The organism is Giesbergeria anulus (assembly GCF_900111115.1).
GTDB lineage: Bacteria > Pseudomonadota > Gammaproteobacteria > Burkholderiales > Burkholderiaceae_C > Simplicispira > Simplicispira anulus.
In genome coordinates this window covers 1-22,877 of the sequence record NZ_FOGD01000021.1, presented here as the reverse complement: position 1 = coordinate 22,877, position 22,877 = coordinate 1, and the positions used below count along the sequence as shown (strand labels likewise).

The following is a 22,877-nucleotide window of genomic DNA, read 5'->3' as shown; positions in this document are numbered from 1 at the left end:
TGAGCTAACCAGTACTAATTGCTCGTGCGGCTTGACCCTATAACTTTGATGTTCCTTCAAAAGAACCATCAAGGTCTGTTATGCCAAAAAAAGCGCAATCAAAACAAAAAAGCTGATAAGACTCTATGAATTTAGCTGTATTGCCTATAAAGCGATACAGCGCACAGTTTAAGCCTGATGACCATAGCAAGTTGGTACCACTCCTTCCCATCTCGAACAGGACAGTGAAACGACTTTGCGCCGATGATAGTGCGGGTTCCCGTGTGAAAGTAGGTCATCGTCAGGCTAATATTAAAGCATCCCCCTCTGATCCTATCGGTCAGAGGGGGTTTCGCTTTGGGGGATTGAATTGCAGGGCATAAATATTATGCTTTGTGGGTACAATAGCAGCTGTGGGCCGTTAGCTCAGTTGGTTAGAGCAGAGGACTCATAATCCTTTGGTCGTTGGTTCAAGTCCAACACGGCCTACCACCCTACAAGCCAAACCCCGCCAACTCAGTGTAGCTGGCGGGGTTTTTGCTGGTGTCGGCCCTGTCTGGCTCAGGGCGGAGTAAAAATATCGTTCAGACTGTAGGCATTGATCGCTTGATCGAACCATGCCTCAATCAGCCCTGAGTTGGCACACTCTATTTGCGTTAAGGTGGATGAGGACAGGGGGCCAAAGCGGGCAGTGAGCAGGCGTTGCAAGATGATTCTGGCTTCCCCATCTCTTTGACTTTTCTACAAGCCTTTTTCTAGGCCTTTTTGTTCAGATTCATGTGCCCATTCTTTAAACTGTGCTGCTAAAGTCATTTTTAACTCCTTTAAGTCTTGCACCTCGGGCGGGGCTAAGGGGTGTTTGCTCTGGCGTAGCAACAAGGAGTGTAGCCAGATGGCAAAGATGCGCATCAACTCTGGGTTGTCGGCCAACCAAAGATTGAGCAGGTCGATCAACTCTAGCACTGCTGTTTGATTGTGCGGGCGTTGCAAGCGCATCATCGCGACCACCAGATTTTGCATTGGTGCCAAGCTTGCTTCACTGTAGTGGTTTTCAGCAATTAGCAAGTACTCCATGTTGGGCAAGAACTGCGATACCAACCCCGGTGCTTTGTGGGGGTCAGCTCGGCAGTGTCCGTGGCTGCTGTCCATGGTGCCTCACCGTTGTAGAGGACGATGGGCAGCACGGGCGACAGTTTGCGCTACGGTAGCACCTGCTTGGCTTGAATCAAATCTTGGTAGAGCAGAGGTCGACACAGCTTATCATGCGCATAGCCATCCACGAATCGACAATTCAGGGTGTACAAATAGACCCATTCTGGCCTCACCTTGACGCGCCAGACCACATTATCAGCACGGTGGCGCAAGTCGTCCGTGATGTTGTAGCTGCCCGGCATCTTTTCCAGCGTGCTGTAGTCCAAGCTGTGCAGCCAGCATCAGGGATAAAGCACAGCAGCAGCATCAACTACGGTGAGCAAAACAGCAGTTCGTAGGATGCGCCGTTGTCTCCCACCATGCATCAGTTTTATTGGTGGGTTGGTGATTGCACAGGCAAGGCGCTAGGATAAGCGAATTGTTAAGCATCTAAATTGATGGACAAAACAGTTCGCTATGGGGGTGGACTTGTAGCACCTTTTGCTACTGACAAATAAGAGTGACAAAAATGTCAGGAACAACATGCGCATTAGTCTCAATGGTCGATGTTGGTAACGAGAAACCATAGCAATGACAGAGACTTGCCTGTAGTAGGATGCCGTTGCTTGCCATCTGCTGTTCTGGCACGCAAGATGCTACTACCTTAGTGAACCTGAAGAATTCTTCTGCAGGTTGTTATTTCCCAACAGACTCTAAGGAGAGACTCATGAAACACAATCTGCAAAAGGGTTTTACCCTGATTGAATTGATGATCGTTGTTGCGATCATTGGTATTTTGGCTGCGGTAGCTTTGCCTGCTTATCAAGACTACACTATTCGTGCTAAGGTGTCCGAGTTGATGTTGTCTGCCAGTTCGGCGCGTACCTGCGTGACCGAAGCTGCACAGACTGCAGGTGGCGCTGTTCCGAGCACCGTTGCTAGCGATTGCTCTATTGCGGCTGCAGGTAAAGTTACTAGTGCTAGTGTTACTACCAGTGGTGTGATCACTGTTTTGGGTAGTTCTGCTGCTAGCTCGGTGGGTGCTGCGGTGACGGTGCAACTGACTCCTACTACTGCTGGTGGTACTTTGGTGTGGCAATGCTCTGGCAACCCTCTCAAGTACGTGCCCGGTTCATGCCGTGGTTAATAGCTACGTTGCTTGACATAACAAGCCCCTGGGAACAGGGGCTTTATTTTTTGGAGGAAAATGATGGGTATTATGGAAATTTTTAGTCACACAAAAGAAAAATCTCTAGCTCAAAGCTTGGTAATACAGTTGGCTAAAGATTTACCTCCAGCATTAATGACTGCAGAAAAAAATCGTAAAGTCTTATCGGTCAATAAAATTACCCGACTCCTAGAAAAAACTTATGCTTTAGCTTATAAATATCATCAAGAAAATAAATTAGGCATGATAAAAAGAGCTATTTTAGCCAATTTTTTTAAATGGGAACTAAAAAACGCTAATTATCCAGAGGATTTTGTTAATGTGGCCACTGAAGGGCTAATCATGGAATTGACAAAAAATGTTACTAAGTAGCAATCAATATTATGCTAGTAAAAATTTTTAAAGATATTTTTGGATCAAAGAATAAAAAATCTCAAAATAAAAACTTTGATTTAGAAAAAAATTTTTCTCAAGCCTTGGATTTTTACAATCAAAGCCGCCCACGTGAAGCTTTAGAAATACTACATCAATGCCTTGAGCAACAACCTGATCATGTTCCTGCATTAACTACAAAGGGTGCCTGTTTAGCAGATATGGGTAATCTTCAAGAAGCAGCACAAGCTTTTGAATTGGCCTATTCATTAGATGACACGTATTGGCCAGCTGTAGTAAATAATGCTAAATTTTTAGTAGATAAAAAACAAAGTCGTGATGCTTTGCCTTTCTTAAGGCGAGGTCGCGTAATAAACTCTGAAATTGCATCGGTTTATAATCTCTATGCAACCTTATGCCATTTTTTAGCAAAAACTGATGAGGCTCGGTATTTTCACTTACGTGCATGGCTAGCTACTTTTGAGCATTTACGAATTGCAAATGGCTATCTTTTTCATACTTCGTACGCAGATATTAGTGAACGCGAATTGGCAGCAGAACATCGTTTCTGGGCTGAAACTGTACACCCGTGTAATTTTGATTTAATGCCACTTCAAACTGAAAAAAAAAGAGAGAAAATACGTATAGGTTATTGGTCGCCTGATTTTCGAGTTCATTCTGTACGCTATTTTTTTCGTCCTTTGCTTGAAAATCATAATAAACAAAAATTTGAAGTGTTTTTATATCATGATTTTTTTCAATCTGATGAGCAAACCGATTTAATAAAAAATTATGCAGATAAGTTTCATAATGTTTATGAACTGCAAGATAAAGATTTATGTGATCTAATGCGATCTCATCAACTTGATATTTTAGTAGAATTAGCAGGTCACACTTCTAGCAATCGCTTGTTTCTTTTACAAGAGCGGTTGGCTACTCTACAAGTTACTGGGTTGGGTTATCCTCCTACCACTGGATTATCTACTATAGATGCTAAATTATTAGACATTCATCTAATTACACCAAATTATAAGAAATTTTATGCTGAAAAACCAATGGTATTGCCTAGTTCCTTTTGGTGTTTTGATCCAATAGAAGATGATCCTGCTTTTTTAGCTGATGTACCTCCTTTGTTACGCAATGGTTACGTCACATTTGGTTGCGTAGGTAATATTGCAAAAATTAATAATAAAATATTGATTTGCTGGCGTGAAATACTTCGCCGAGTGCCACGTAGTCGTTTGTTAATTAGATCTGTTAGTTTTGAAGATGTAGATTCAGAAATTGCAGTAAATTTACACTATAAATCAATTGGCTTGCCAATGGATCGCGTGATTCTACACAAACCAGCACGTGGTAAAGATTATTTTGAATCTTATAATGAGATAGATATAATATTAGATACAACTCCATTTAATGGAGGAACAACTACTTGTTTTGCTGTTTACATGGGGGTTCCAGTAGTAACTTGGGCGGGGGAATCACTCATCAGTCGAATGGGTTTGAGTATTATGAGTAACGTTGGAGCTGCAAATATAGCAGTAACCAATGCTGATGATTATATACGCTGTGCTGTTAATTTATCTCAAGATGTAAATTTCTTGTGTAAATTCAAAAAAGAAGCGCGCCAACGTATGAAAAAAAGTGCATTGGGTAATGGAAAGATATTTGCTCAAGATTTTGAAGATGCATGTATTAATGCATTGCAAGAAAAAATAAACGGCACATGGAGTCATCAGCAAGATATTGATATATTGCCTGCCAATGAAATTGTGCGGCGTGCGTATAGTGTCTTGCGCCGGGGACAGAGAGATGCAGCAGAGCGCATATTAAATCATTGTTTAAAATATTATCCAAATTGTGGAAGTGCGCATATCATGGCTACCCATGCTATGACAGAAAAAAAGAAATTCTCTGAGGCTGTTGAATATCTTGAGAAAAGATACGATCAGTTTTCTATAGAAGAGCAAATAGCTGCTTGGATAAACATCACACGCTGCCATTTGTTAGATGGTAAATTTAATGAAGCGGTTAAATCTGCAAGAAAATTAAAAGCATATCAAATAAATAATGATTTTGAAAAAACGCAGATTGCTCTTATTTCTGCAAATCTTCTCGAAAAAGATATAATAAGGCAGAATGTCCCTGTGTCCATTGCGGCAAATGGACAAATACATTGTGTAATATTTTGTAATGAAGCTGCGCGATTTCATTTAATCCAACAAAAAATAAAAAATACTTGTTTCTTGCCCTCTGGATGGTCGGTTTCTTTTAGTCAATATAAAGAATCAGATAAAATATCTGCTTATAAAGAAGTGCAGCAAGAAAAAGACATTGAAATTTTTGTTTTTATTCAGAAGAATATTGATATTTATCGATCAGATTTCTTTTTTAACGTAATATATGGATTGCAATCAGTCGATGTCCTAGGGTTTGCTGGTGCTACTTGCTGGGATCGTTTAGATTGGAATTCTTCACCATTCGTTAAAAAAACAGGTGTTTTGCTAAATTTATCTCAAGAAAAAGAAGGCTGGTTTGAGATTATCATGCAAGGAATTTTGTCAAAGAAGTTACAGACAGATTTAGTCGTATTAGATGGTCATTTATTAGCAGCAAAGAAAAGCGCATTGCTAAAAGCTGAATTTAATTCAGAGTTTGAAGGCGCAGGAGTTATGTTGGAACAGTATTGGACGAATTCTATTCAGAATGCAGGTGGCATTCTTGGTGTTCATCATCAATTGGGTGTATTGTTACATCCAAATATAGAATTGCACTCACCTCACTGGGCAGATGTCCGTCTTGAGATAGCAAGTCAGAAAGAGTTTGATGTATTAGCCATGCAGGAAGAAGATTATTCGACGGTTTCTTGGCTAGTATCTTCAGAGGAAGAAGCAACTACAACTACGGATCGATTTATCCATGAGCTACTTTGAAAACGTAAATCCTGACTTATTAGCTGAAGTTAAATCTGATGCTAAAAGAATTTGTGAATTTGGATGTGGTGCTGGAGCGTTAGCAAGGGCTATCAAAAGCATCAATCCTTCAGTACATTATGTAGGAGTTGAAATAGCTGAAGATCCTTTACTTAAAGCCAAAGATGTGTTGGATGTAGCTATTCAACGCAACTTAGATCTTATTCCCTCTTGGAGAAAAGATAGGGAAATGAGTGGAGCTTTACATGAAGCATCTTTTGATCATGTAATATTTGGTGATGTTTTAGAACACTTGTATGATCCAGAGAGTGCTGTACAACAGGCTGTTGAAATTTTGAGTGAGAATGGAACCTTATTAGCTTGTATTCCTAACGTACAGCATTGGAGTGTTTTTACTCAGCTAGTTATCGGAAGCTGGCCACGTGTAGATGCTGGTATCTTCGATAGAACACATATTCGCTGGTTTACATTGCACGACATGGTAAATTTGATGCAAAAATCAGGTTTAGTAGTCGAAAAAATTGTCCCTCGAATTTTTCAACAAGAACAGGGAATTGAGATTATGGAGTATCTTGAGCCGTTGGCAATCTATTTAGGTGTAGATTCCGATAGTTTTTTGCGACAAGGGTTACCGTTACAGTATATTTTAGTGGCAAAACGTATTGCCTGATATCTTTGTTGATTTATTTTTTATGAAACAATATGGGTTTTAAAAATTGATTCAAAAGCAGATAAATAAAATTAGTGAGAGATTGCGATCCAGTCTGATTGGTTCTATCTTTTATCAAATTTTCTTCAGGAAACCAAATGAAAAAATATGTTTCGTTGTGGCAACTAGATTTAATGAGTTTGAATTTTGGACTAAATCCCCATTGGGAAGTGGCTTTTCTATCTTTTTGAATTCTGAAAATATCGAAAAAAAAATTTATTTCGAAAATTCAGTTGGATTGCCGTCTATTTATAATAAGGCAATCTTTGAAACTAATGCTGATCATATTGTTTTTTTACATGATGATGTTTGGATAAATGATAAAGATTTTATAAGAAATATATATTCTGGTTTGCGCCGATTTGATGTAATTGGTGTGGCTGGAAATGTACGTCGATTAAAAAATCAACCTGCCTGGTCATTTCGATCGTTTGATGAGTCAAAATTTGAGTGGGATTACGGATTTCTTTCAGGAGAAGTTGCTCATGGATCACCTGGAAATTCACCGGTGTCAAAATATGGGCCAACACCTGTGAGATGTGAAATTTTGGATGGTGTATTTATTGCAGTACGGCGCGATATTTTGATTAAATCAAAAGTAAAATTTGATGAAATATTTGACTTTCACTTTTATGATATGGATTTCTGTCGATCTGCTAGAGTAAAAAATCTATCTTTAGGCACATGGCCTATCAAAATTATTCACCAGAGTTCTGGTGCTTTTGGTGGAGGTGATTGGTTGAGAAATTATAAAAAATATATAGAAAAATGGGGGGAGTAACTAAATGTTTTTGATTTTTTGCAAAATATTTTTGCCAGCATGTACGCATCATGGCCTATGAGCGAATAGTATCTTTTTGGATGTCATTATCCAGTTTTTCTTGAGTAAAAAATGCCTGTTTAGTCTGTTTTTGCGCTGAAACTTGGGGCTGGTGCAAGGTCTGCTGCTACTGTCGGTTGCCAATTGACCGATGCTGAACGATAAGGTTGTCAGCCGTGGCTAAAAGACATGGTCCTGGGTGTCGGTGGCGTAAAATACATCTGTGCATTGATGCCCAAACGTTAGAGACGCGCCATTGAGGTGCCCAACAAGCGAGTGGGTGATTGCACGTATGTTTGGGCATCAGGTGGTCCAGTTGCAAGTGCGAGCGGCTTTGCTCAACCATTTCACATAAACGACTCGTCTGGTGCCTGTGAAATAACTGAATCTAGGGTAAGCGGTATGCCGTCTTGTCTTAGATTTATACGATAAAGCCAATCATTGAATGAGAGTCTTTTGCGCCAGTCGGTAGACTTATCATTATGCTAGATAAGCCTGGGCAACCGATGTGAATTTTTTACGAATCGCCTAGAGAGTAACTGTTTCCACAACAGTTGTGTGTGATTCATTGTGACAATCTAACCTCCATTTTTTGGCTTTGTTATTTAACATGCGATGATCATAGAAATTTAGTGAAAGACCGCCACACCATGAAAACATCTGCTCTGTCTATGGCTATCAAAGCACTGGTCTTGTCGGTGTCCATAGTGGGCATGGGTTCGGTGGTTCCCTCGGTGGCTGTAGCCGGGCCGGGCCTGCCCACCTTGGGGGAAGGGGCGGATGTAAGTGTTAGCGCGGAGCGGCGCTTGGGTGATAGCATCATCCGCGAGTTGTACCGTGACCCCGACTATCTGGATGACCCAGTGCTGCAAGACTATGTGCAGGCGCAGTGGTTGGCCTTGCTGGCAGCGGCGCGAGCGCGCGGTGAGTTGCCGCCCGAACTGGAGGAGCATTTTGCGTGGGAGGTGCTGCTGGGGCGCGACCGCTCTATCAATGCCTTTGCCCTGCCCGGTGGTTATTTGGGGGTGCATCTGGGTTTATTGGGGGTGGTGGCTAACCGCGACGAACTGGCCTCGGTTCTGGCGCACGAACTCAGCCACGTCACGCAGCGGCACATTGCTCGGCTGCTCACGCAGCAAAACCGCCAGACACCGCTGCTGTTGGGCACGATGGTGTTGGCCATGTTGGCGGCGAGCAAAAACCCACAGGCTGCGCAGGCACTGACCGTGGGCGGGCAGGCGCTGGCGGTGCAAAACCAGCTCAATTTTTCCCGCGATATGGAGCGTGAAGCCGACCGGGTAGGCTACAGCCTGATGGCTCCAGCTGGGTTTGCGCCACAGGGTTTTGTGGGCATGTTTGACAAATTGCAGCAGGCCAACCGGCTCAACGACAACGGCTCTTGGCCCTATCTGCGCAGCCACCCCCTTACCACCCAGCGCGTGGCCGATATGCAGGCGCGCTTGCCACTGCAAGCGGCCCGCGAAGTGCTGGTGCCCACCCTAGAACATGCCATGCTGGCGGCGCGGGCGCGGGTGCTATCGCGCCCCGGTGCCGATATGCTGCGCCAGTGGTTGGCCGAACCCCGAAGCAATGGTTTTGCCCAGCGTGCACCACACCAGCAGGTGGGTGCTTGGTATGCGGCTATTTTGGCTGCCAGTCAATTGCACGAGCCACGCCAAGCACGCCAGTGGCTGGCACGCCTGCAAGCGGCGGTACAAGGCGATACACGCGCGCACACGCTGGCCCAATGGCTGGGGGCAGAGATAGAACTGGCGGCAGGCGATGCGGCGGCTGCATGGCAGCAGTTGCCAGCGTTGGGCCGTGAAGACCGCCCCGGTTTGTTGTTGCGGGCGCAAATTGCCTTGCTCCTAGGGCGTGCGCCAGAGATGGTCGGGCCATTGCAAACGTGGGTGAGTACCCATCCACGCGATGCCAGCGCTTGGCAGGCATTGGCCAGCATCAGCCAAGCCCAAGGCCAGACACTGCGGGCGATACGCGCTGAGGCCGAAGCCCATGCTGCCCGTTATGACTATGCTGCCGCCATAGATCGGTTTAAGGCCGGGCAAGAGTGGGCGCGCAAAAGCAGCAGCGCCCAAGATTTTGTCGAGGTATCGATCATAGATACCCGCCTGCGCACTGTGCAGGCGTTGGCTAAAGAACAGGCTGCTGCTGCACTGCATTAAGCAGCTGCAGCCGTAGCAGCCTATGGCCCCTTTAGTGGGCAGCGGCGTTGTCTGTCGTCTTGCGGCGGGCCAAGATCAGTTTGCCCAAACCCAATACCAGTAGCGCACCAGCCACGCTGGCAGCGTACTTGAGGGTGTCAGACTGGGGTAGCTTGAGCATCCATTGCCATTTGTCGGGGTTGGCCAGTGCCGGGTCAGACACCAACATGCCGCCGGCAATCCAGCCCAGCAACATACCGCCCAACGTGATGATGATGGGGAAGCGCTCCATCAGCTTGATGACCAACTGGCTGCCCCACACAATGATCGGGATGGAGATCAGCAGGCCCAAGGAGACCAACAGCATTTGGTGGTCTCCGGCGTTTTGCGCTGCACCGGCAATGGCAATCACGTTGTCTACGCTCATCACCAAGTCGGCCACGATGATGGTTTTGATGGCGGCCAGCAGCTTGTCGCTGCCTTGCACGTCGCCGTGGCCTTCTTCATCGGGAGCCAGCAGTTTGACGCCAATCCATACCAGCAGCAACGCGCCGGTAAATTTGAGGAAAGGCAGTGCCAGCAGCGTCATGGCAAAGGCAATCAAAATCACGCGCAGGATGATGGCCCCTGCGGTGCCCCAGATGATGCCTTTGGTGCGTTGTGCGGGCGGCAACTTGCGGCAGGCCAAGGCGATGACCACCGCGTTGTCGCCACCGAGCAAAATGTCGATGATGATGATCTGGCCTAAGGCGAGCCAGAATTCAGGCGCAAATAAAAAATCCATAAGTTCCTCAGTGATAGTGGGAAAAAAGAGGGCTGGTAGCAGGAAAACCAAGAGCCCCGCCCGCTGCACGGGGCATGGTGGAGGAAGGGTGGCCTCCTTGATTAGCCCGCTGCGGGCCCATCAAAGGTCTTGCTCAGTGCAGTGCCCCTACAGGCACCGCACCCAATCCGCCGGAAGCAAGGCTTCGTGTTGACGACGGCATTGATACCCCAATAGCTAGGGCGGAGAGCTACTCCCCTTCGAAGCGCCCATTGGAACATTGCGGCCACCGTTGTGCAAGTGTGGGGCTGTTGTGGATATTGCGTATAGCGTGGCTGGGCTGGGTGGCGTCTTGTGCGACGATAAGGCCCATGACAAATCTGACCATCGAGCAACTCCATACTCTGTGCGCTATTGCCGAGGCCGCTGGCCAGCAGGTGATGGCGGTTTATGCCCAAGATTTTGCCAGTTGGCAAAAAGACGATGCTTCTCCCCTGACCGAGGCCGATGTGCGCGCTGACCAGACGATTCGTGCTGGTTTACAGGCCCAGTTTCCGGGGATGTTTGTGTGGTCGGAAGAATCAGTGTCGGCGGGGGCACGCACAGCAGAGTCGTTTTTTTTGGTCGATCCGCTAGATGGCACCAAAGAGTTTGTGCAGCGCAGTGGCGAGTTTACGGTCAATATCGCGTTGATCCACCAAAGCCAGCCAGTGGCCGGTGTGGTGCTGGCTCCAGCCACGGGGGAATTGTTTTATGCCGCCCAAGGCTTGGGGGCTTGGCAGCGCCAAGCGGGGGGCGATGTGGCTTTGCAGGTGGCAGCGGTGCAGGCCGGGCAGCCTTTGCGCGTTTTGGGTAGCCGCTCGCACGGCGGCGAAGCGCTGGCCGCTTGGCTGGCCCAATTGCCGTTGGCACACGATTTTGTGGCTGCCGGTAGCTCGCTCAAGTTTTGCCGCATTGCCCAAGGCTTGGCGGATGTGTACCCACGTTTTGGCCCGACCAGCCAGTGGGATACCGCTGCTGCGCAGTGTGTGCTGGAGCAGGCTGGGGGCCGCGTGACGGATTTTGCTGGGCAGCGGCTGCACTATGGTTTGCAACGCCCCGTGCTTAACCCGGAGTTTCTGGCCGTGGGTGATCCGCAGTGGTTAGCGCAACTGTTGCCCCACACTGCCCCGGAGGCTGGTGCATGAGCAGCCTAAGCCGCCTGACCACCGAATATATCGAGGCCGAAGACCGTATCCGTGTCACAGGGGAGTTGCCTGCCCTAGCGGGCGAGGATAGCCCACGCACCGTGGTACTCTGGCTAACACAGCGGCTGCTAAACCGCTTGTTGCCACATTTGCTCCAGTGGCTAGAGCGCCATGATGTGCCCCAAGGCTGGGACGAGGTGGTGCAGGGCTTTGCCCAGCAGGCTGCTGTGGCGGCTTTGCCTGCGCAAGCACCGGTGCGCAGTGCCCCAGAGAGCCGGGCGTGGCTGGTGCAGAGCCTGCAACTGACGTGTACCCCTGAGAGCGTGCAGTTGGGGTTTCAAGCAGCGGCAGCGGAAGATGCGCCCCCGGCTGATTTGGTGTTGCAAGCGCAAGCCTTGCGCCAATGGCTGAACATTGTGTATGACCAGTATGTGCGTGCCAGCTGGCCGCTGGCGCTGTGGCCGCAGTGGCTGGTGGAGGCACGCCAACCAGCACCCGCCCGCCCTGCGGCTTTGTTGCACTGAGGATGGCGAGCGCAGCGGCGGGGCGCTATTTACTTGCCGATACAGAAGCTGGAAAAAATCACGCCCAGCAGGTCGTCGGAAGTGAACTCGCCGGTAATGGCGCTGAGGCCGTTTTGGGCCAGCCGCAGTTCTTCGGCCAATAGGTCTAGCGCGGGGCTGTGGCCTTGCAGTTGCAGCGCGGCGGTGTCCAGATGGTCGCTCACGCTGTGCAGCGCTTGCACATGGCGGGCGCGGGCAATAAACAGGCCCTCGGCGGCGGTTTGCCAGCCTGCCAGTGCCAGCAATTGCTGGCGCAGGGCGTCCAGCCCGGCCCCGGTGCGCGCTGACAGCACGATGCCCGACTCAGGCAGTGTCTGGCCGGGAGGCAGGCAATCGCTTTTGTTCCATAAGTCGAGCACTGGCACTTGGGGTGGTAGGCTGGCGCGCATGGTCTGGGCAATAGTGGCGTCGGCTTGTTGGTAATCTGGGGTGTGGGTGCGGGTCAGGTCGTGCAGGAACAGCACGGCATCGGCGTTGCTAATTTCACTCCAAGCGCGTTCAATGCCGATGCGTTCCACTTCATCGCTGCTGTCGCGCAGTCCGGCGGTGTCGATGATGTGCAGCGGCACGCCTTCGATCTGGATGGTCTGCTGCACCTTGTCGCGTGTCGTGCCTGCAATGGGCGTGACAATGGCTAGTTCGGCCCCGGCCAGCGCATTGAGCAGCGAGCTTTTGCCCGCATTGGGCTGCCCAGCAATCACCACCTTGATGCCTTCGCGCAGCAGGGCACCTTGCTGGGCGCGTTGCAGTACGCCCGCCAGTGTTTGGCGCAGGTGGGCCAGTTGGCCGTCGGCATCGGCTTGGCGCAGAAAGTCGATCTCTTCTTCGGGAAAATCCAGCGTGGCCTCGACCAGCATACGCAGGTGGATGAGCGCATCGCGCAGCAGATGGATTTGCTGCGAGAACGCTCCGGAGAGTGAGCGGCTGGCGCTGCGCGCTGCGGCCTCGGTGCTGGCGTCGATCAGGTCGGCAATGGCTTCAGCTTGGGCCAGATCAATTTTGTCGTTCAGAAAGGCGCGTTCGGTGAACTCGCCCGGCTGCGCCAGCCGCAGGCCGGGTAGCAGAGGCTGGCCGGTGCTGGCCTCTGGGGTGTGGGCCGCTTCTAGGCAGCGGGCCAGCAGCAATTGCAGCACCACCGGGCCGCCATGGGCTTGCAGTTCTAGCACGTCCTCGCCGGTGTAGCTGTGTGGGCCGGGAAAGTACAGGGCCAGCCCTTGGTCAATGGCTTGGCCTTGGGCATCACGAAAGGGTAGGTAAGTGGCTTCGCGTGGTTTCAGGGTGCGGCCACACAGCAGGCGCACCAGTGGCTCTAGTCCTTTGCCGGAAACGCGCACGATGCCCACGGCCCCCCGGCCCGGAGCGGTGGCAATGGCGGCGATGGGGTCGTGGTGGCGGGACAGCATGGTGGAGGGTGCTTCAAAAAGGGGGCAGTGTGGCGGAAAAAAGGCCGCTTGCGCGGCCTTCGGTGGGGGTGTGGTTCAAGCAGTTACTTGAACTTGGGCAGATTGAACTGCGGTGGCACGCCCATGCGGGTGTTAATCAGCCACTGTTGGGCAATGGACAACACGTTGTTGGTCAGCCAGTACAGCACCAAACCGGCAGGGAAGAAGAAGAACATGACGCTGAAAATCAGCGGCATGATCCACATCATCTTGGCTTGGATCGGGTCTGGTGGTGCTGGGTTAAGCGCAGTTTGCAACAGCGAGCTTAAAGTCATCAACAGGGGCAAGATGAACAACGGGTCGGGTGTGGATAAGTCGTGAATCCAGCCAATCCACGGTGCGTTGCGCATTTCCACGCTCGACAGCAGTACCCAGTACAAGGCGATAAATACTGGAATCTGGATCATGATTGGGAAGCAGCCACCCATCGGGTTGACCTTTTCCTCGCGGTAAATACGCATCATCTCTTGCTGCATTTGCTGCGGGCTGTCTTTGAGGCGCTCGCGCATTTCCATGATGCGGGGGTTGATGGCCTTCATTTTGGCCATGCTGGCATAGGCTTTGGCATTGAGCCAGTAAAAGGCAATCTTGAGCAGCAGCACCAGACCCACAATCGCCCAGCCCCAATTGCCGATCATGCTGTGCAGCTTGTCCAAGAGCCAGTACAGCGGTTTGGCCAAGATGGTCAGCCAGCCGTAGTCTTTGACCAGCTCCAGCCCAGGGGTGAGGGCTTCGAGGGTTTTCTCGATTTGTGGGCCAGCAAACAGGCGTGCCTCAAGGGTTTTGCTGCTGCCGGGGGCAATGTTGCCCAGTGCTGCAATCATGCCCACCGAGTACAGGTTGGTATCCACCTTGCGCATAAACAGCTCGCGCCGTGCGCCGTCGGGCAGCAGCCAAGCGCTGGCAAAGTAATGCTGCACCATCGCCACATAGCCGTCGCTGCTGTCTTTGGTGTAGTCGGCCTTGCCGCTCTCGATGTCTTTGAACTCGACCTTTTGGTATTTCTTCTCTGGCGTGAAGATGGCCGGGCCGGTAAAGGTAGAGTAGAACGAAGACTCGCCGGGCGGCTTGTTGCCGTCGCGCACCAATTGCAGGTACAACTGGGGAGCCAGTGGTGCGGTGCCAGTGTTGCGCACTTCGTGCGTCACGGCAATGTCGTAGGCACCACGCTTGATCGTCCACGTTTTGACCAGCTTGAGGCCACCCAGATCGGGCGATTCAAAGCGGATGCGCAATTCGTTCTCGCCATCTTGCAAAGTGCGCGGGCCGGGCACGGCCACCATGGGCGTTTTGTGCGTGGCAAAGTCGCCGCCGATCAGGCCGGTCTGGGCGACATAAACGCGCTGTGGGCTTTCATCAAACAGCACAAAATTGCGGGTGCGGTCAGTGATGTCAGCGTGTTGCAGCAGCTCGGCGTGGATCAGGGAGCCGCCTTCGCTGTCAAACGCCAAGCGATAGACATCGGTGCTCACTTCAAGGCGTTGACGCGGTTTTTGCACCGCTGCTGCGGCCTGCCCCGGTACGGCAGTCATGCCCACCGTGGTGCCTGCGCCACTGGCCGTGGGTACAGCCGCTGTGCTAGCGGCGGCTGGCGCTGTGGTGTTGCTGGCCACCGTTTGGGTGCTGGTAGCGGGTGTCGGGAAGAAGGTAGCCTGCTTGCCGTTGTGCACCTGCCACTTGTCCCATAACAGGACGATAGAAAAGCCAAATATCACCCACAAAATGGTGCGGCGGATGTCGTTCATGAAGACTTTTTTGCTGAGGATGAAGAAGTGGCCGGTGCGATCAGCCGTGAAAACAACCGGGTGGCGCGTGGCGGATCGGCAGGAACCGGGTCGTGGCCGCCATTGCACCAAGGGTGGCAGCGTGCCAAGCGCGTGATGGTCAGCCAACTGCCAGCCGCTGCCCCGTGCTGTTGCAAGGCTTGCAGCGAGTAGGCCGAGCAGGTAGGCTCAAAGCGGCAGGCCGAGCCTAACCAAGGACTCAGCAGCAGCCGATAGCCCTTGACCAGTCCGATCAGGAGGCGCTGCATCATGGCTAATCTTTGACCGTAGGGGGTGTTGTGCTGCCGTGGCGGGCCGCACGCGCCAACAATTGCTGCAATTCGGCGCGCACCGCTTGCTTGAGCAGTTCGGATTGGGCGCTGATGAACAGTTTGCGGTCAAACGTGGCCCGCAGCCGCAGCACATAGGCTGCCACGGGTAAATCGGCTTGCCAAGTTTGCGCCACTGTGTAGATTTGGCGCTTGATGGCATTGCGTGTCACGGCGCGGCGCGCCCAACGCTTGGGCACCATGGCGCCCAGCCACAGCTCGGCCACGGGAAAAAGGGCCTGTGCATTGCCCACAGGCCCTAAATTTGCGCTGGGCGCAGCCACTCCCGTATCCACAGGCAGCACAAGGCGATGCAATGCGAAATGGGGCGTGCGTGCCACAGTGCCACCGGCCAAAGCCGCTTGGAATTGGGCGCGCGTTTTCAGCCGCTGCATGGAAACACCCCGCTTGGACGCCTGCCGACGCTCACTGGGGAGCGATCCAAAGCCTTGCCGATTAGACAGCCAGGCGCTTGCGGCCCTTGGCGCGGCGGGCGTTGATGACGGCGCGGCCGCCACGGGTCTTCATGCGCACCAAGAAACCGTGGGTACGGGCGCGGCGGGTTTTGGAGGGCTGATAAGTACGTTTCATGAGGGGCTCCTTGAGGGGTCAGTCCGCCACCCAAGCGCATGGTTGCGCAGCTTGTGGGCCGGGGCGGTTTGGATAATTGCCCTGAAACACATTCAGGGAAACCGCGCATTATTGCAGGCTTGTGCCGCAGAGGCAATCGAGCTGTGTAAAGCAAGCCCCGCTCCGGTGGTTGATACAGCCCAAGAAAAATTGTGGATAACCTTGGGACAAGTTAGAATCTGACGCCCCGTTTGTTCCTCCTATGCACAGAAAATTGACCCTGAAATGACAGAGGAACCCCATCGAAACGCCGCCCGGCGCCCAGATACCGAGGCCGGTCAGGCCCTGTGGCAGTCCTGCCTAGAGCAGCTGGCGCAAGATTTGCCCGTGCAGCAGTTCAATACTTGGATTCGGCCCATCGTGGCCCAAGTCTCCGACGATTTTTCCCGTATCACCTTGTACGTGGCCAATCGCTTTACCCTCGATTGGGTGCGTGCCCAGTATGTTGGCCGCATTACGGCCCTACTGCACCAGTTGCAAGGCGACCAACCCATCACGCTAGAGTTGGCGCTGGCCCAGCGCTCTCCTGCGGTGCGCCGGGCGGCTCCAGCCACGCCACCCAGCACCGGGTCTGCGCCCATCATGACCGAGGCCGCCGTACTGGCTCCAGTAGCGCCCGAAGACAGCGCCCACAGCGCGCCGCGCAACCGGCTCAATGCGGCCCTGACTTTTGACACCCTGATTGAGGGCACTGCCAACCGCATGGCCCGCGCCGCAGCGTTGCACGTAGCCAGCGTGCCGGGCCAGCTCTACAACCCCTTGTTTATTTATGGCGGTGTGGGCTTGGGCAAAACCCACCTCATGAACGCTGTGGGCAACCGGTTATTGGCTGATCGGCCCGATGCACGTGTGCTGTATATCCATGCCGAGCAGTTTGTCTCGGATGTGGTTAAAGCCTACCAGCGCAAAACCTTTGAAGACTTTAAAGACCGCTACCACTCATTGGATCTGTTGCTGATTGACGATGTGCAGTTTTTTGCCAACAAAGACCGCACGCAAGAAGAATTCTTCAACGCCTTTGAAGCGCTGCTGGCTAAAAAGAGCCACATCGTTATGACCAGCGACACCTACCCCAAGGGGTTGGCCGACATCCACGCCCGGTTGGTATCGCGCTTTGATTCGGGCCTCACGGTGGCGATGGAGCCGCCGGAGCTGGAAATGCGCGTTGCTATCCTCATCAACAAAGCCCGCGCCGAAGGGGCCGAAATGCCCGAAGAGGTGGCCTTTTTTGTGGCGAAAAATGTGCGCTCCAATGTGCGCGAGCTAGAGGGCGCGTTGCGCAAGGTGATGGCCTACGCCCGCTTTAACCGCAAAGAAATCTCCATCCAGTTGGCGCGTGATGCGCTGCGCGATTTGCTCTCGATCCAAAACCGCCAGATCAGTGTGGATAACATCCAAAAAACGGTGGCTGATTTTTACAAAATCAAGATGGCCGATATGTACAGCAAAAAGCGCCCGGCCAGCATTGCCCGACCCCGCCAAATTGCTATGTACTTGGCCAAAGAGCTAACGCAAAAAAGCCTGCCAGAAATTGGTGAGCTGTTTGGTGGCCGAGACCACACCACGGTGCTGCACGCGGTGCGCAAAATTGGGGCCGAGCGCCAGCAGGTGACTGAACTCAACCAGCAACTGCATGTGCTGGAACAGACCCTGAAAGGTTGAAAAATCCCATCCCTGCGCCGGTGCCAGTATCCGCTTTAACATTCGGATGCTACAAAGCACGGTGCAGGCAATAGGCCGTCGTGCAACGATGGCGATGGTTATCAACCGGTGGCACACATGGACGTGACAGGTACGCCACCACAGCGCAAAACGCGGTGCATTTTGCGCTCTACCTCCCCGGCATCAGGGCTGTGGGTTCACGCGCAAACGGATGACAATATCTACCATTTTTATTGACGGTGAAGCCGGTACCACGGGTTTGCAGATTCGTGAGCGTTTGCAGGGCCTCACGCAGGTGCAACTGCTCAGTATCGACCCAGAGCGGCGCAAAGACCCGGCTGCCAAGCGCGAGCTGATCGCCCAAGTCGATTTGGTGATTTTGTGTCTGCATGACGATGCAGCCCGCGAGACGGTGGCGATGGTAGATGCCATCACCGCCGAAACTGGCCGCATTATCAAAATCATTGATGCCTCTACCGCGCACCGGGTTACGCCCGGCTGGGTGTATGGTTTTCCAGAGTTGTGCGTGGGCCAAGCCGACGCTGTGCGCACTGCTAGCCGCGTGGCCAATCCGGGTTGTTATGCCACTGGGGCGATTGCCTTGCTGCGTCCGCTGGTGGATGCTGGTTTGCTGCCGCAAGATTTTGCCGTGGCCTTGCCCTCGGTCAGCGGTTATAGCGGCGGGGGCCGCCCGATGATGGAAGCCTACGAAGCGGGCAAGGCACCACCTTATGAGGCTTACGCGCTGGGCTTGGCGCACAAGCACATCCCTGAAATCTTGCATTACACAGGCATGACGCGCCGCCCGGTGTTTATCCCTGCGGTGGGCAATTTTGCCCAAGGCATGCTGGTGCAGTTGCCGCTGCATCTGGATGATTTGCCCGGTGCGCCCAAGGCCGCTGATTTGCACGAGGCGCTGGCCGCGCACTATGCGCGCAGCAACACGCCGCAGCAGTGGGTTAAGGTGCTGCCGCCCACCGATGATTTGAAGCTGGCCGCCGATACGCTGGCAGGCACCAACGAGCTAGAACTGCGCGTGTTTGCCAATGAAGAGCACCGCCAAGCGGTGCTGATTGCGCGCCTAGACAACCTAGGCAAGGGTGCTAGCGGCGCAGCGGTGCAAAACCTGGGGCTGATGCTGGGCTGGTAAGGCACTGGCTGCGGGCAGGGTGGCTGTTCATCCGTTCTTAAGCTGTGGCTTGCAAGATGCAGGGCATCAAGAGATGCCCATGCCGCAGGGTTTTTGCGGATGACGTTCAGGAGAACCCACCATGTCCCGTAATGAGAGCCAAACCAGCAACAGCAGCCACAATGACGAAAACGGCTCCGACAGCCACGATGGTACGAACACGGCCACCATCCCCACCTCTACGGCCCCCACTGCCGCAGCGCAAAGCACGTACAAGCTGTACGATTTTGGCATCGTCAATGGGCAGGTCACGCAAGTGCTCAAAACTGAGCATGGCGTGACAAAAAATGAGCGCATCGACGCCAACGAGGTCTATACCGTCCAAGGCACAGAGGTTATCAAAACTGAAACGAAAGCCTATGGTCAAGAAGTGACCCGCTATGTCGATCCCGACGGCGATGGCCTGTATGCCAAGTTCTCTGAGCAGTGGCTGCCTACCACGCCGGTGGTCTGTGATGCCACTCCAGTCACTGCCCAACCCCTGTATGACCGGGGTGGTGATGGTGATGACCATCTAGCGGTGCGCGCGGGCCAAGACCCGACCTTGGGTGGACAAGGGGCCGACACCTTTGTGGTGCGCGAGTGGGGCCATGTCACGATTGGTGATTTTCACCACGACCAGCATGACCGGCTGGTGTTTGACATGGGCCAAGGCGTCAATTCGGTGCAAGCGTTGGCACAACGGGTCACTGATTTGCGCTGGCAAGGCGATGATCTGGTGCTGGAAATGGGCGATCAAGCCTCGGTGACGGTGGTGGGGGCTCGTCTGAACGGGATTGGTCTGGAAGACTTGGATGTGCTGAGCTGAGATTCCACACACGCCGCGCTAGTCGCTGCCAAGGCGCGGCACGGCACGGCGCACGGCATCTGAAGAAAAGCCCCGTGTCGCCAAAAATCGCATCTGCCGCAGACGCTCGTTAGCGTCTGTTGGCGTTTGACCAAAGCGCTTTTGCCACAGGGCTTGGGCGCGTTCTAGCTCGCTGCCTTCGGGGCGTTGTTGCAGTTCGGTGAGCGCCTGCTCTACCGCCTCTGCGTCCAAACCCTTAGCGCGCAGTTGCTGGCGCAGGCGCAGTGCCCCCATGCGTCCAGCTTTTTGGTGTAACAGTGACTCCATCACCCGCGCTTCGTTGATAAAACCCTGTGCCTGCAAATAATCCAGCAGCGCAGGCAAGTCCTCGCCCTCTTGCACATGGGGCGTGAGTTTGCGCTCTAGCTCTAAGCGCGAATGCTCGCGCCCGGCCAAATAGCGTAAGGCGCGGCCTTTGAGCGATAGGGGCGGGCGGATGGTAGCCATGCTGCGTTAGGTGGTGTCAGTCTTGCTGCGGTGCTGGCTCGGCCTTGGCCTCTGCTTTGCGGCCACGTGGGGCGGGGGCGGCTACCACCACGTCTGTGCTGACCGCAGGGCTAGGGGCAGTGCTAGCTGGCAACAGGGCGATGCCCAAGCTGGTGCGCACCTTGTTTTCGATTTCGTAGGCCAGAGGTGGGTTTTCGCGCAGAAACTCACGGGCGTTGTCGCGGCCTTGGCCGATTTTCTCGCCGCCGTAGGCGTACCAAGCGCCCGATTTTTCGATCAGCTTGGCGGCCACGCCCATGTCGATGATTTCGCCCTCGCGCGAGATACCCTCGCCAAACAAAATATCAAACTCAGCGGTTTTGAACGGGGGCGCTACCTTGTTCTTCACGACTTTGACTTTGGTCTCGTTGCCGATGACTTCTTCGCCCTTTTTGATGGCACCCGTGCGGCGGATATCCAGACGCACCGAGGCGTAAAACTTGAGCGCATTGCCGCCGGTGGTGGTTTCGGGGCTGCCAAACATCACGCCAATTTTCATGCGAATTTGGTTGATGAAGATAACGGTGCAGTTGGTCTTTTTAATGCTGGAGGTGAGCTTGCGCAGTGCTTGGCTCATCAGCCGCGCTTGCAGGCCGGGCAGGCTGTCGCCCATATCGCCTTCCAGTTCGGCTTTGGGTGTGAGGGCGGCCACCGAGTCAATCACGATCAAATCAACGGCACCAGAGCGCACGAGGCTATCGACAATTTCTAGCGCTTGCTCGCCGGTGTCGGGCTGGCTAATGAGCAAGTCTTCAAGGTGTACGCCCAGTTTTTGCGCATATTGGATGTCGAGCGCGTGTTCGGCATCCACAAAGGCACACTGGCCGCCAATTTTTTGCATTTCAGCAATCACTTGCAGCGTCAGGGTGGTTTTGCCCGACGATTCAGGGCCATAAATTTCAATCACGCGGCCCCGTGGCAGGCCGCCCACGCCCAAGGCAATGTCTAGCCCCAAAGAGCCGGTAGATACCACTTGGATGTCTTCAATCACCTCGCCTTCATCAAGGCGCATGATGGTGCCCTTGCCAAATTGCTTTTCGATTTGGGCCAAGGCGGCGGCCAAGGCTTTGGCTTTATCGCTGTCGGCGGGCATGCTGCGTGTGGTGGGGGTGCTCATAAATATCTCCTGAAAAATCAAAGGGTTGGCTGGTAAGCCGGGTTCCAGGGAAACAAGGGTGTGGACTGGCTTGGGCGCAAGTTTATCGGATGGTTAGAATACAAAAAACCATTTTTTAGTCAGTTTGCCTGACAGTTTTTGTGCCCGAACACCTTCCTTTATTGCCGCAAGACGATGGCTGGCGTCAGACCCATCTGGGCCGCTTGATGGGCCATGCTTTGCGCCGTTTTGATGCCAGAGTGCTGCAACTGATGGCACACAACCCCGAAGTGCCCCTGGCGCTGTCCAATCTGGCAGCGCGCGATCAGATCAGCGCCGCCCATATCCACATCACGCGCCATTTATCCTTGCAGGGCGACCGGCTGGGCGATTTGGCGCAGCGTGCGGGCATGAGCAAGCAGGCGATGGCCGATTTGGTCGATCAGTGTGTGGCGTGGGGGCTGGTAACGCGCACCCCCGACCCGCGTGATGGTCGGGCGCGGCGGGTGTGCTTTACGCCGGTGGGCTTGGCGTGGCTGCAAGGGTTTCGAGACGCCGTGGCACAGGCCGAAACAGAATTTCGGGCCGAGGTGGGCCACGATGTAGCCGCTGTGGTGGCGCTGGGGCTAGAAGCCTATGCGGGCAGTTATGTACCCTAAGAAGGTGTTTGCGCTCTGTATGGCGTCACACGCTTCTAGAATTGGCACCTTTCACCGACCTGACACAGGATTTTTTCCATGCGCATTTTGATTGCCGAAGATGACCAAGTGCTGGCCGATGGCCTGTTGCGTACCCTGCGCAGCTCAGGGGCAGTGGTAGACCATGTAGCCAGTGGTGGCGAGGCCGATGCCGCTCTGATGACCAACCATGAGTTTGATTTGCTGATTTTGGATTTGGGCCTGCCCAAGGTGCATGGCCTTGAGGTGCTCAAGCGCTTGCGCAGCCGGGGTTCGGCTTTGCCGGTGCTGATTTTGACGGCTGCCGATAGCGTAGAGGAGCGCGTCAAGGGGTTAGATTTTGGTGCTGATGATTACATGGCCAAGCCCTTTAGCTTGCAAGAGCTGGAGGCACGGGTGCGCGCCTTGGTGCGCCGGGGCGCGGGCGGGGGCAGTTCTACGATCCGCCACGGCCCGCTGGTGTATGACCAAGCTGGCCGAGTAGCCACGATTGACGGCAAGATGGTGGAACTGTCGGCGCGTGAACTGGGCCTGCTAGAGGTTTTGCTGCAACGCGCTGGGCGCTTGGTGAGCAAAGACCAACTGGTCGAGCGCCTGTGCGAGTGGGGCGAGGAAGTGAGCAACAACGCCATTGAGGTCTATATCTGTAGGGACTTGCATTTGAAAAGCGTCAGGCCTGCATTCAGCGCATTTTTGGGCCAACATTAACTGCGTCTATCAGCGCCCTCAGGCCAGCATTAAGTGCAACTGAACTTGCGTTTGACGGTGCAGGCCTGCATTGCATGGCCGCCGGCCAACATTAAGTGCAACTGACCGGGCTTGGGCACCATCCAGCAAACCTTCGATTTCTGGACGGTTGACCCTGATCAGGCTGATGCTGCGAAATCAGCCTCTAGATCGTCCAAAAACCCTTTCCATTTATCAACATCCGTCTACAATAAATTTCAACGCACCAGTTGGACGATCCAT

Annotated in this window: 24 protein-coding genes, 1 tRNA gene and 1 rRNA gene; 15 read left to right on the top strand and 11 right to left on the bottom strand. The window is 53.1% G+C overall.

What is annotated here, in order from left to right:
* Positions 1-173 precede the first annotated feature (173 nt).
* Both rrf and BMX55_RS15760 read left to right on the top strand, forming a co-directional pair.
* Positions 174-286, top strand: a 5S ribosomal RNA gene (gene rrf / locus BMX55_RS15765).
* Between the two features lie 108 nt (positions 287-394).
* Positions 395-471, top strand: a tRNA-Ile gene (locus BMX55_RS15760).
* A gap of 69 nt (positions 472-540) precedes the next feature.
* Here the strand turns inward: BMX55_RS15760 and BMX55_RS16520 are convergent.
* From BMX55_RS16520 to BMX55_RS15750, 3 genes are read right to left on the bottom strand one after another with little or no spacing between them, the layout of a single operon-like run.
* Positions 541-687, bottom strand: coding sequence for a hypothetical protein (locus tag BMX55_RS16520; protein ID WP_177172935.1), 147 nt, complete (start codon positions 685-687; stop codon positions 541-543).
* Between the two features lie 33 nt (positions 688-720).
* Positions 721-1,128 carry a hypothetical protein gene (locus BMX55_RS15755; protein ID WP_143059703.1) on the bottom strand — a complete coding sequence of 136 codons (408 nt, stop codon included), beginning with the start codon at positions 1,126-1,128 and terminating at the stop codon, positions 721-723.
* A gap of 50 nt (positions 1,129-1,178) precedes the next feature.
* Positions 1,179-1,397: a hypothetical protein gene (locus tag BMX55_RS15750; protein ID WP_091459348.1), complete on the bottom strand. Its 219-nt coding sequence runs from the start codon at positions 1,395-1,397 to the stop codon at positions 1,179-1,181.
* Positions 1,398-1,837: 440 nt separating this feature from the next.
* On the opposite strand from BMX55_RS15750, the gene BMX55_RS16890 reads away from it, so the two are divergent.
* The 6 genes from BMX55_RS16890 (at position 1,838) to BMX55_RS15720 (ending at position 9,295) form a co-directional block, all read left to right on the top strand.
* Entirely contained in the window at positions 1,838-2,257 is a 420-nt protein-coding gene (locus BMX55_RS16890) for a pilin (RefSeq protein WP_091459346.1), read from the top strand.
* A gap of 63 nt (positions 2,258-2,320) precedes the next feature.
* On the top strand, positions 2,321-2,650 hold the full coding sequence (locus tag BMX55_RS15740) for a hypothetical protein (RefSeq protein ID WP_143059702.1): 330 nt from the start codon (positions 2,321-2,323) through the stop codon (positions 2,648-2,650).
* Positions 2,651-2,661: 11 nt separating this feature from the next.
* On the top strand, positions 2,662-5,583 hold the full coding sequence (locus BMX55_RS15735) for an O-linked N-acetylglucosamine transferase family protein (protein ID WP_091459342.1): 2,922 nt from the start codon (positions 2,662-2,664) through the stop codon (positions 5,581-5,583).
* Complete coding sequence (locus BMX55_RS15730; protein ID WP_091459339.1) at positions 5,570-6,253, top strand: class I SAM-dependent methyltransferase; 684 nt, start codon at positions 5,570-5,572, stop codon at positions 6,251-6,253. The genes BMX55_RS15735 and BMX55_RS15730 overlap by 14 nt, the downstream gene beginning before the upstream one ends.
* A 46-nt stretch (positions 6,254-6,299) precedes the next feature.
* On the top strand, positions 6,300-7,073 hold the full coding sequence (locus BMX55_RS15725) for a glycosyltransferase (protein WP_091459337.1): 774 nt from the start codon (positions 6,300-6,302) through the stop codon (positions 7,071-7,073).
* 689 nt (positions 7,074-7,762) lie between these two features.
* Positions 7,763-9,295, top strand: coding sequence for a M48 family metalloprotease (locus BMX55_RS15720; protein WP_425432081.1), 1,533 nt, complete (start codon positions 7,763-7,765; stop codon positions 9,293-9,295).
* A gap of 31 nt (positions 9,296-9,326) precedes the next feature.
* Here the strand turns inward: BMX55_RS15720 and BMX55_RS15715 are convergent, their stop codons facing one another.
* The gene (locus tag BMX55_RS15715) at positions 9,327-10,058 is read right to left on the bottom strand and encodes a TerC family protein (RefSeq protein WP_091459335.1); all 732 of its coding nucleotides are present in this window, start codon (positions 10,056-10,058) and stop codon (positions 9,327-9,329) included.
* 350 nt (positions 10,059-10,408) lie between these two features.
* Between BMX55_RS15715 and cysQ the strand changes: the two genes are divergently transcribed.
* Positions 10,409-11,224, top strand: a complete 816-nt coding sequence (cysQ, locus tag BMX55_RS15710) for a 3'(2'),5'-bisphosphate nucleotidase CysQ (RefSeq protein WP_091459333.1) — start codon at positions 10,409-10,411, stop codon at positions 11,222-11,224.
* Positions 11,221-11,748 carry a hypothetical protein gene (locus BMX55_RS15705; RefSeq protein ID WP_091459331.1) on the top strand — a complete coding sequence of 176 codons (528 nt, stop codon included), beginning with the start codon at positions 11,221-11,223 and terminating at the stop codon, positions 11,746-11,748. The genes cysQ and BMX55_RS15705 overlap by 4 nt, the downstream gene beginning before the upstream one ends.
* Before the next feature lie 29 nt (positions 11,749-11,777).
* Here BMX55_RS15705 and mnmE read toward each other — a convergent pair whose 3' ends face one another.
* From mnmE to rpmH, 5 genes are all read right to left on the bottom strand, one after another.
* Positions 11,778-13,190: a tRNA uridine-5-carboxymethylaminomethyl(34) synthesis GTPase MnmE gene (mnmE, locus tag BMX55_RS15700; protein WP_091459329.1), complete on the bottom strand. Its 1,413-nt coding sequence runs from the start codon at positions 13,188-13,190 to the stop codon at positions 11,778-11,780.
* A gap of 83 nt (positions 13,191-13,273) precedes the next feature.
* Complete coding sequence (gene yidC, locus BMX55_RS15695; RefSeq protein WP_091459327.1) at positions 13,274-14,974, bottom strand: membrane protein insertase YidC; 1,701 nt, start codon at positions 14,972-14,974, stop codon at positions 13,274-13,276.
* Complete coding sequence (gene yidD, locus BMX55_RS15690) at positions 14,971-15,264, bottom strand: membrane protein insertion efficiency factor YidD (protein ID WP_091459325.1); 294 nt, start codon at positions 15,262-15,264, stop codon at positions 14,971-14,973. Before yidD ends, yidC begins: the two co-directional genes overlap by 4 nt.
* A gap of 2 nt (positions 15,265-15,266) precedes the next feature.
* Positions 15,267-15,716, bottom strand: a complete 450-nt coding sequence (locus BMX55_RS15685; RefSeq protein WP_091459324.1) for a ribonuclease P protein component — start codon at positions 15,714-15,716, stop codon at positions 15,267-15,269.
* A 61-nt stretch (positions 15,717-15,777) separates the two neighbouring features.
* A complete protein-coding gene (gene rpmH / locus BMX55_RS15680) occupies positions 15,778-15,912 on the bottom strand; it encodes a 50S ribosomal protein L34 (RefSeq protein ID WP_005798102.1) in 135 nt (44 codons plus the stop codon).
* A gap of 264 nt (positions 15,913-16,176) precedes the next feature.
* On the opposite strand from rpmH, the gene dnaA reads away from it, so the two are divergent.
* The 3 genes from dnaA (at position 16,177) to BMX55_RS15665 (ending at position 19,610) form a co-directional block, all read left to right on the top strand.
* Positions 16,177-17,613 carry a chromosomal replication initiator protein DnaA gene (gene dnaA, locus BMX55_RS15675; RefSeq protein ID WP_091459322.1) on the top strand — a complete coding sequence of 479 codons (1,437 nt, stop codon included), beginning with the start codon at positions 16,177-16,179 and terminating at the stop codon, positions 17,611-17,613.
* A gap of 217 nt (positions 17,614-17,830) precedes the next feature.
* The gene (gene argC, locus BMX55_RS15670) at positions 17,831-18,763 is read left to right on the top strand and encodes an N-acetyl-gamma-glutamyl-phosphate reductase (protein WP_091459354.1); all 933 of its coding nucleotides are present in this window, start codon (positions 17,831-17,833) and stop codon (positions 18,761-18,763) included.
* Between the two features lie 121 nt (positions 18,764-18,884).
* Positions 18,885-19,610 carry a hypothetical protein gene (locus BMX55_RS15665; RefSeq protein ID WP_091459320.1) on the top strand — a complete coding sequence of 242 codons (726 nt, stop codon included), beginning with the start codon at positions 18,885-18,887 and terminating at the stop codon, positions 19,608-19,610.
* A gap of 18 nt (positions 19,611-19,628) precedes the next feature.
* Here the strand turns inward: BMX55_RS15665 and recX are convergent, their stop codons facing one another.
* Both recX and recA read right to left on the bottom strand, forming a co-directional pair.
* A complete protein-coding gene (gene recX / locus BMX55_RS15660; RefSeq protein WP_091459318.1) occupies positions 19,629-20,096 on the bottom strand; it encodes a recombination regulator RecX in 468 nt (155 codons plus the stop codon).
* Positions 20,097-20,112: 16 nt separating this feature from the next.
* On the bottom strand, positions 20,113-21,252 hold the full coding sequence (gene recA / locus BMX55_RS15655; RefSeq protein WP_091459316.1) for a recombinase RecA: 1,140 nt from the start codon (positions 21,250-21,252) through the stop codon (positions 20,113-20,115).
* Between the two features lie 206 nt (positions 21,253-21,458).
* On the opposite strand from recA, the gene BMX55_RS15650 reads away from it, so the two are divergent.
* Together BMX55_RS15650 and BMX55_RS15645 are read left to right on the top strand one after the other, a co-directional pair.
* The gene (locus tag BMX55_RS15650; protein ID WP_091459352.1) at positions 21,459-21,890 is read left to right on the top strand and encodes a MarR family winged helix-turn-helix transcriptional regulator; all 432 of its coding nucleotides are present in this window, start codon (positions 21,459-21,461) and stop codon (positions 21,888-21,890) included.
* A 78-nt stretch (positions 21,891-21,968) separates the two neighbouring features.
* A complete protein-coding gene (locus BMX55_RS15645) occupies positions 21,969-22,616 on the top strand; it encodes a response regulator transcription factor (protein WP_245751521.1) in 648 nt (215 codons plus the stop codon).
* The last annotated feature ends 261 nt before the right edge of the window (positions 22,617-22,877 follow it).

Coding starts and splice junctions, on each gene's coding strand:
- BMX55_RS15755 (WP_143059703.1), bottom strand. CDS start 1,128: ATGGACAGCAGCCACGGACACTGCCGAGCTGACCCCCACAAAGCACCG.
- BMX55_RS16890 (WP_091459346.1), top strand. CDS start 1,838: ATGAAACACAATCTGCAAAAGGGTTTTACCCTGATTGAATTGATGATC.
- BMX55_RS15740 (WP_143059702.1), top strand. CDS start 2,321: ATGGGTATTATGGAAATTTTTAGTCACACAAAAGAAAAATCTCTAGCT.
- BMX55_RS15735 (WP_091459342.1), top strand. CDS start 2,662: ATGCTAGTAAAAATTTTTAAAGATATTTTTGGATCAAAGAATAAAAAA.
- BMX55_RS15730 (WP_091459339.1), top strand. CDS start 5,570: ATGAGCTACTTTGAAAACGTAAATCCTGACTTATTAGCTGAAGTTAAA.
- BMX55_RS15720 (WP_425432081.1), top strand. CDS start 7,763: ATGAAAACATCTGCTCTGTCTATGGCTATCAAAGCACTGGTCTTGTCG.
- BMX55_RS15715 (WP_091459335.1), bottom strand. CDS start 10,058: ATGGATTTTTTATTTGCGCCTGAATTCTGGCTCGCCTTAGGCCAGATC.
- cysQ (WP_091459333.1), top strand. CDS start 10,409: ATGACAAATCTGACCATCGAGCAACTCCATACTCTGTGCGCTATTGCC.
- BMX55_RS15705 (WP_091459331.1), top strand. CDS start 11,221: ATGAGCAGCCTAAGCCGCCTGACCACCGAATATATCGAGGCCGAAGAC.
- mnmE (WP_091459329.1), bottom strand. CDS start 13,190: ATGCTGTCCCGCCACCACGACCCCATCGCCGCCATTGCCACCGCTCCG.
- yidC (WP_091459327.1), bottom strand. CDS start 14,974: ATGAACGACATCCGCCGCACCATTTTGTGGGTGATATTTGGCTTTTCT.
- yidD (WP_091459325.1), bottom strand. CDS start 15,264: ATGATGCAGCGCCTCCTGATCGGACTGGTCAAGGGCTATCGGCTGCTG.
- BMX55_RS15685 (WP_091459324.1), bottom strand. CDS start 15,716: ATGCAGCGGCTGAAAACGCGCGCCCAATTCCAAGCGGCTTTGGCCGGT.
- rpmH (WP_005798102.1), bottom strand. CDS start 15,912: ATGAAACGTACTTATCAGCCCTCCAAAACCCGCCGCGCCCGTACCCAC.
- dnaA (WP_091459322.1), top strand. CDS start 16,177: ATGACAGAGGAACCCCATCGAAACGCCGCCCGGCGCCCAGATACCGAG.
- BMX55_RS15665 (WP_091459320.1), top strand. CDS start 18,885: ATGTCCCGTAATGAGAGCCAAACCAGCAACAGCAGCCACAATGACGAA.
- recX (WP_091459318.1), bottom strand. CDS start 20,096: ATGGCTACCATCCGCCCGCCCCTATCGCTCAAAGGCCGCGCCTTACGC.
- recA (WP_091459316.1), bottom strand. CDS start 21,252: ATGAGCACCCCCACCACACGCAGCATGCCCGCCGACAGCGATAAAGCC.
- BMX55_RS15650 (WP_091459352.1), top strand. CDS start 21,459: ATGGGCCATGCTTTGCGCCGTTTTGATGCCAGAGTGCTGCAACTGATG.
- BMX55_RS15645 (WP_245751521.1), top strand. CDS start 21,969: ATGCGCATTTTGATTGCCGAAGATGACCAAGTGCTGGCCGATGGCCTG.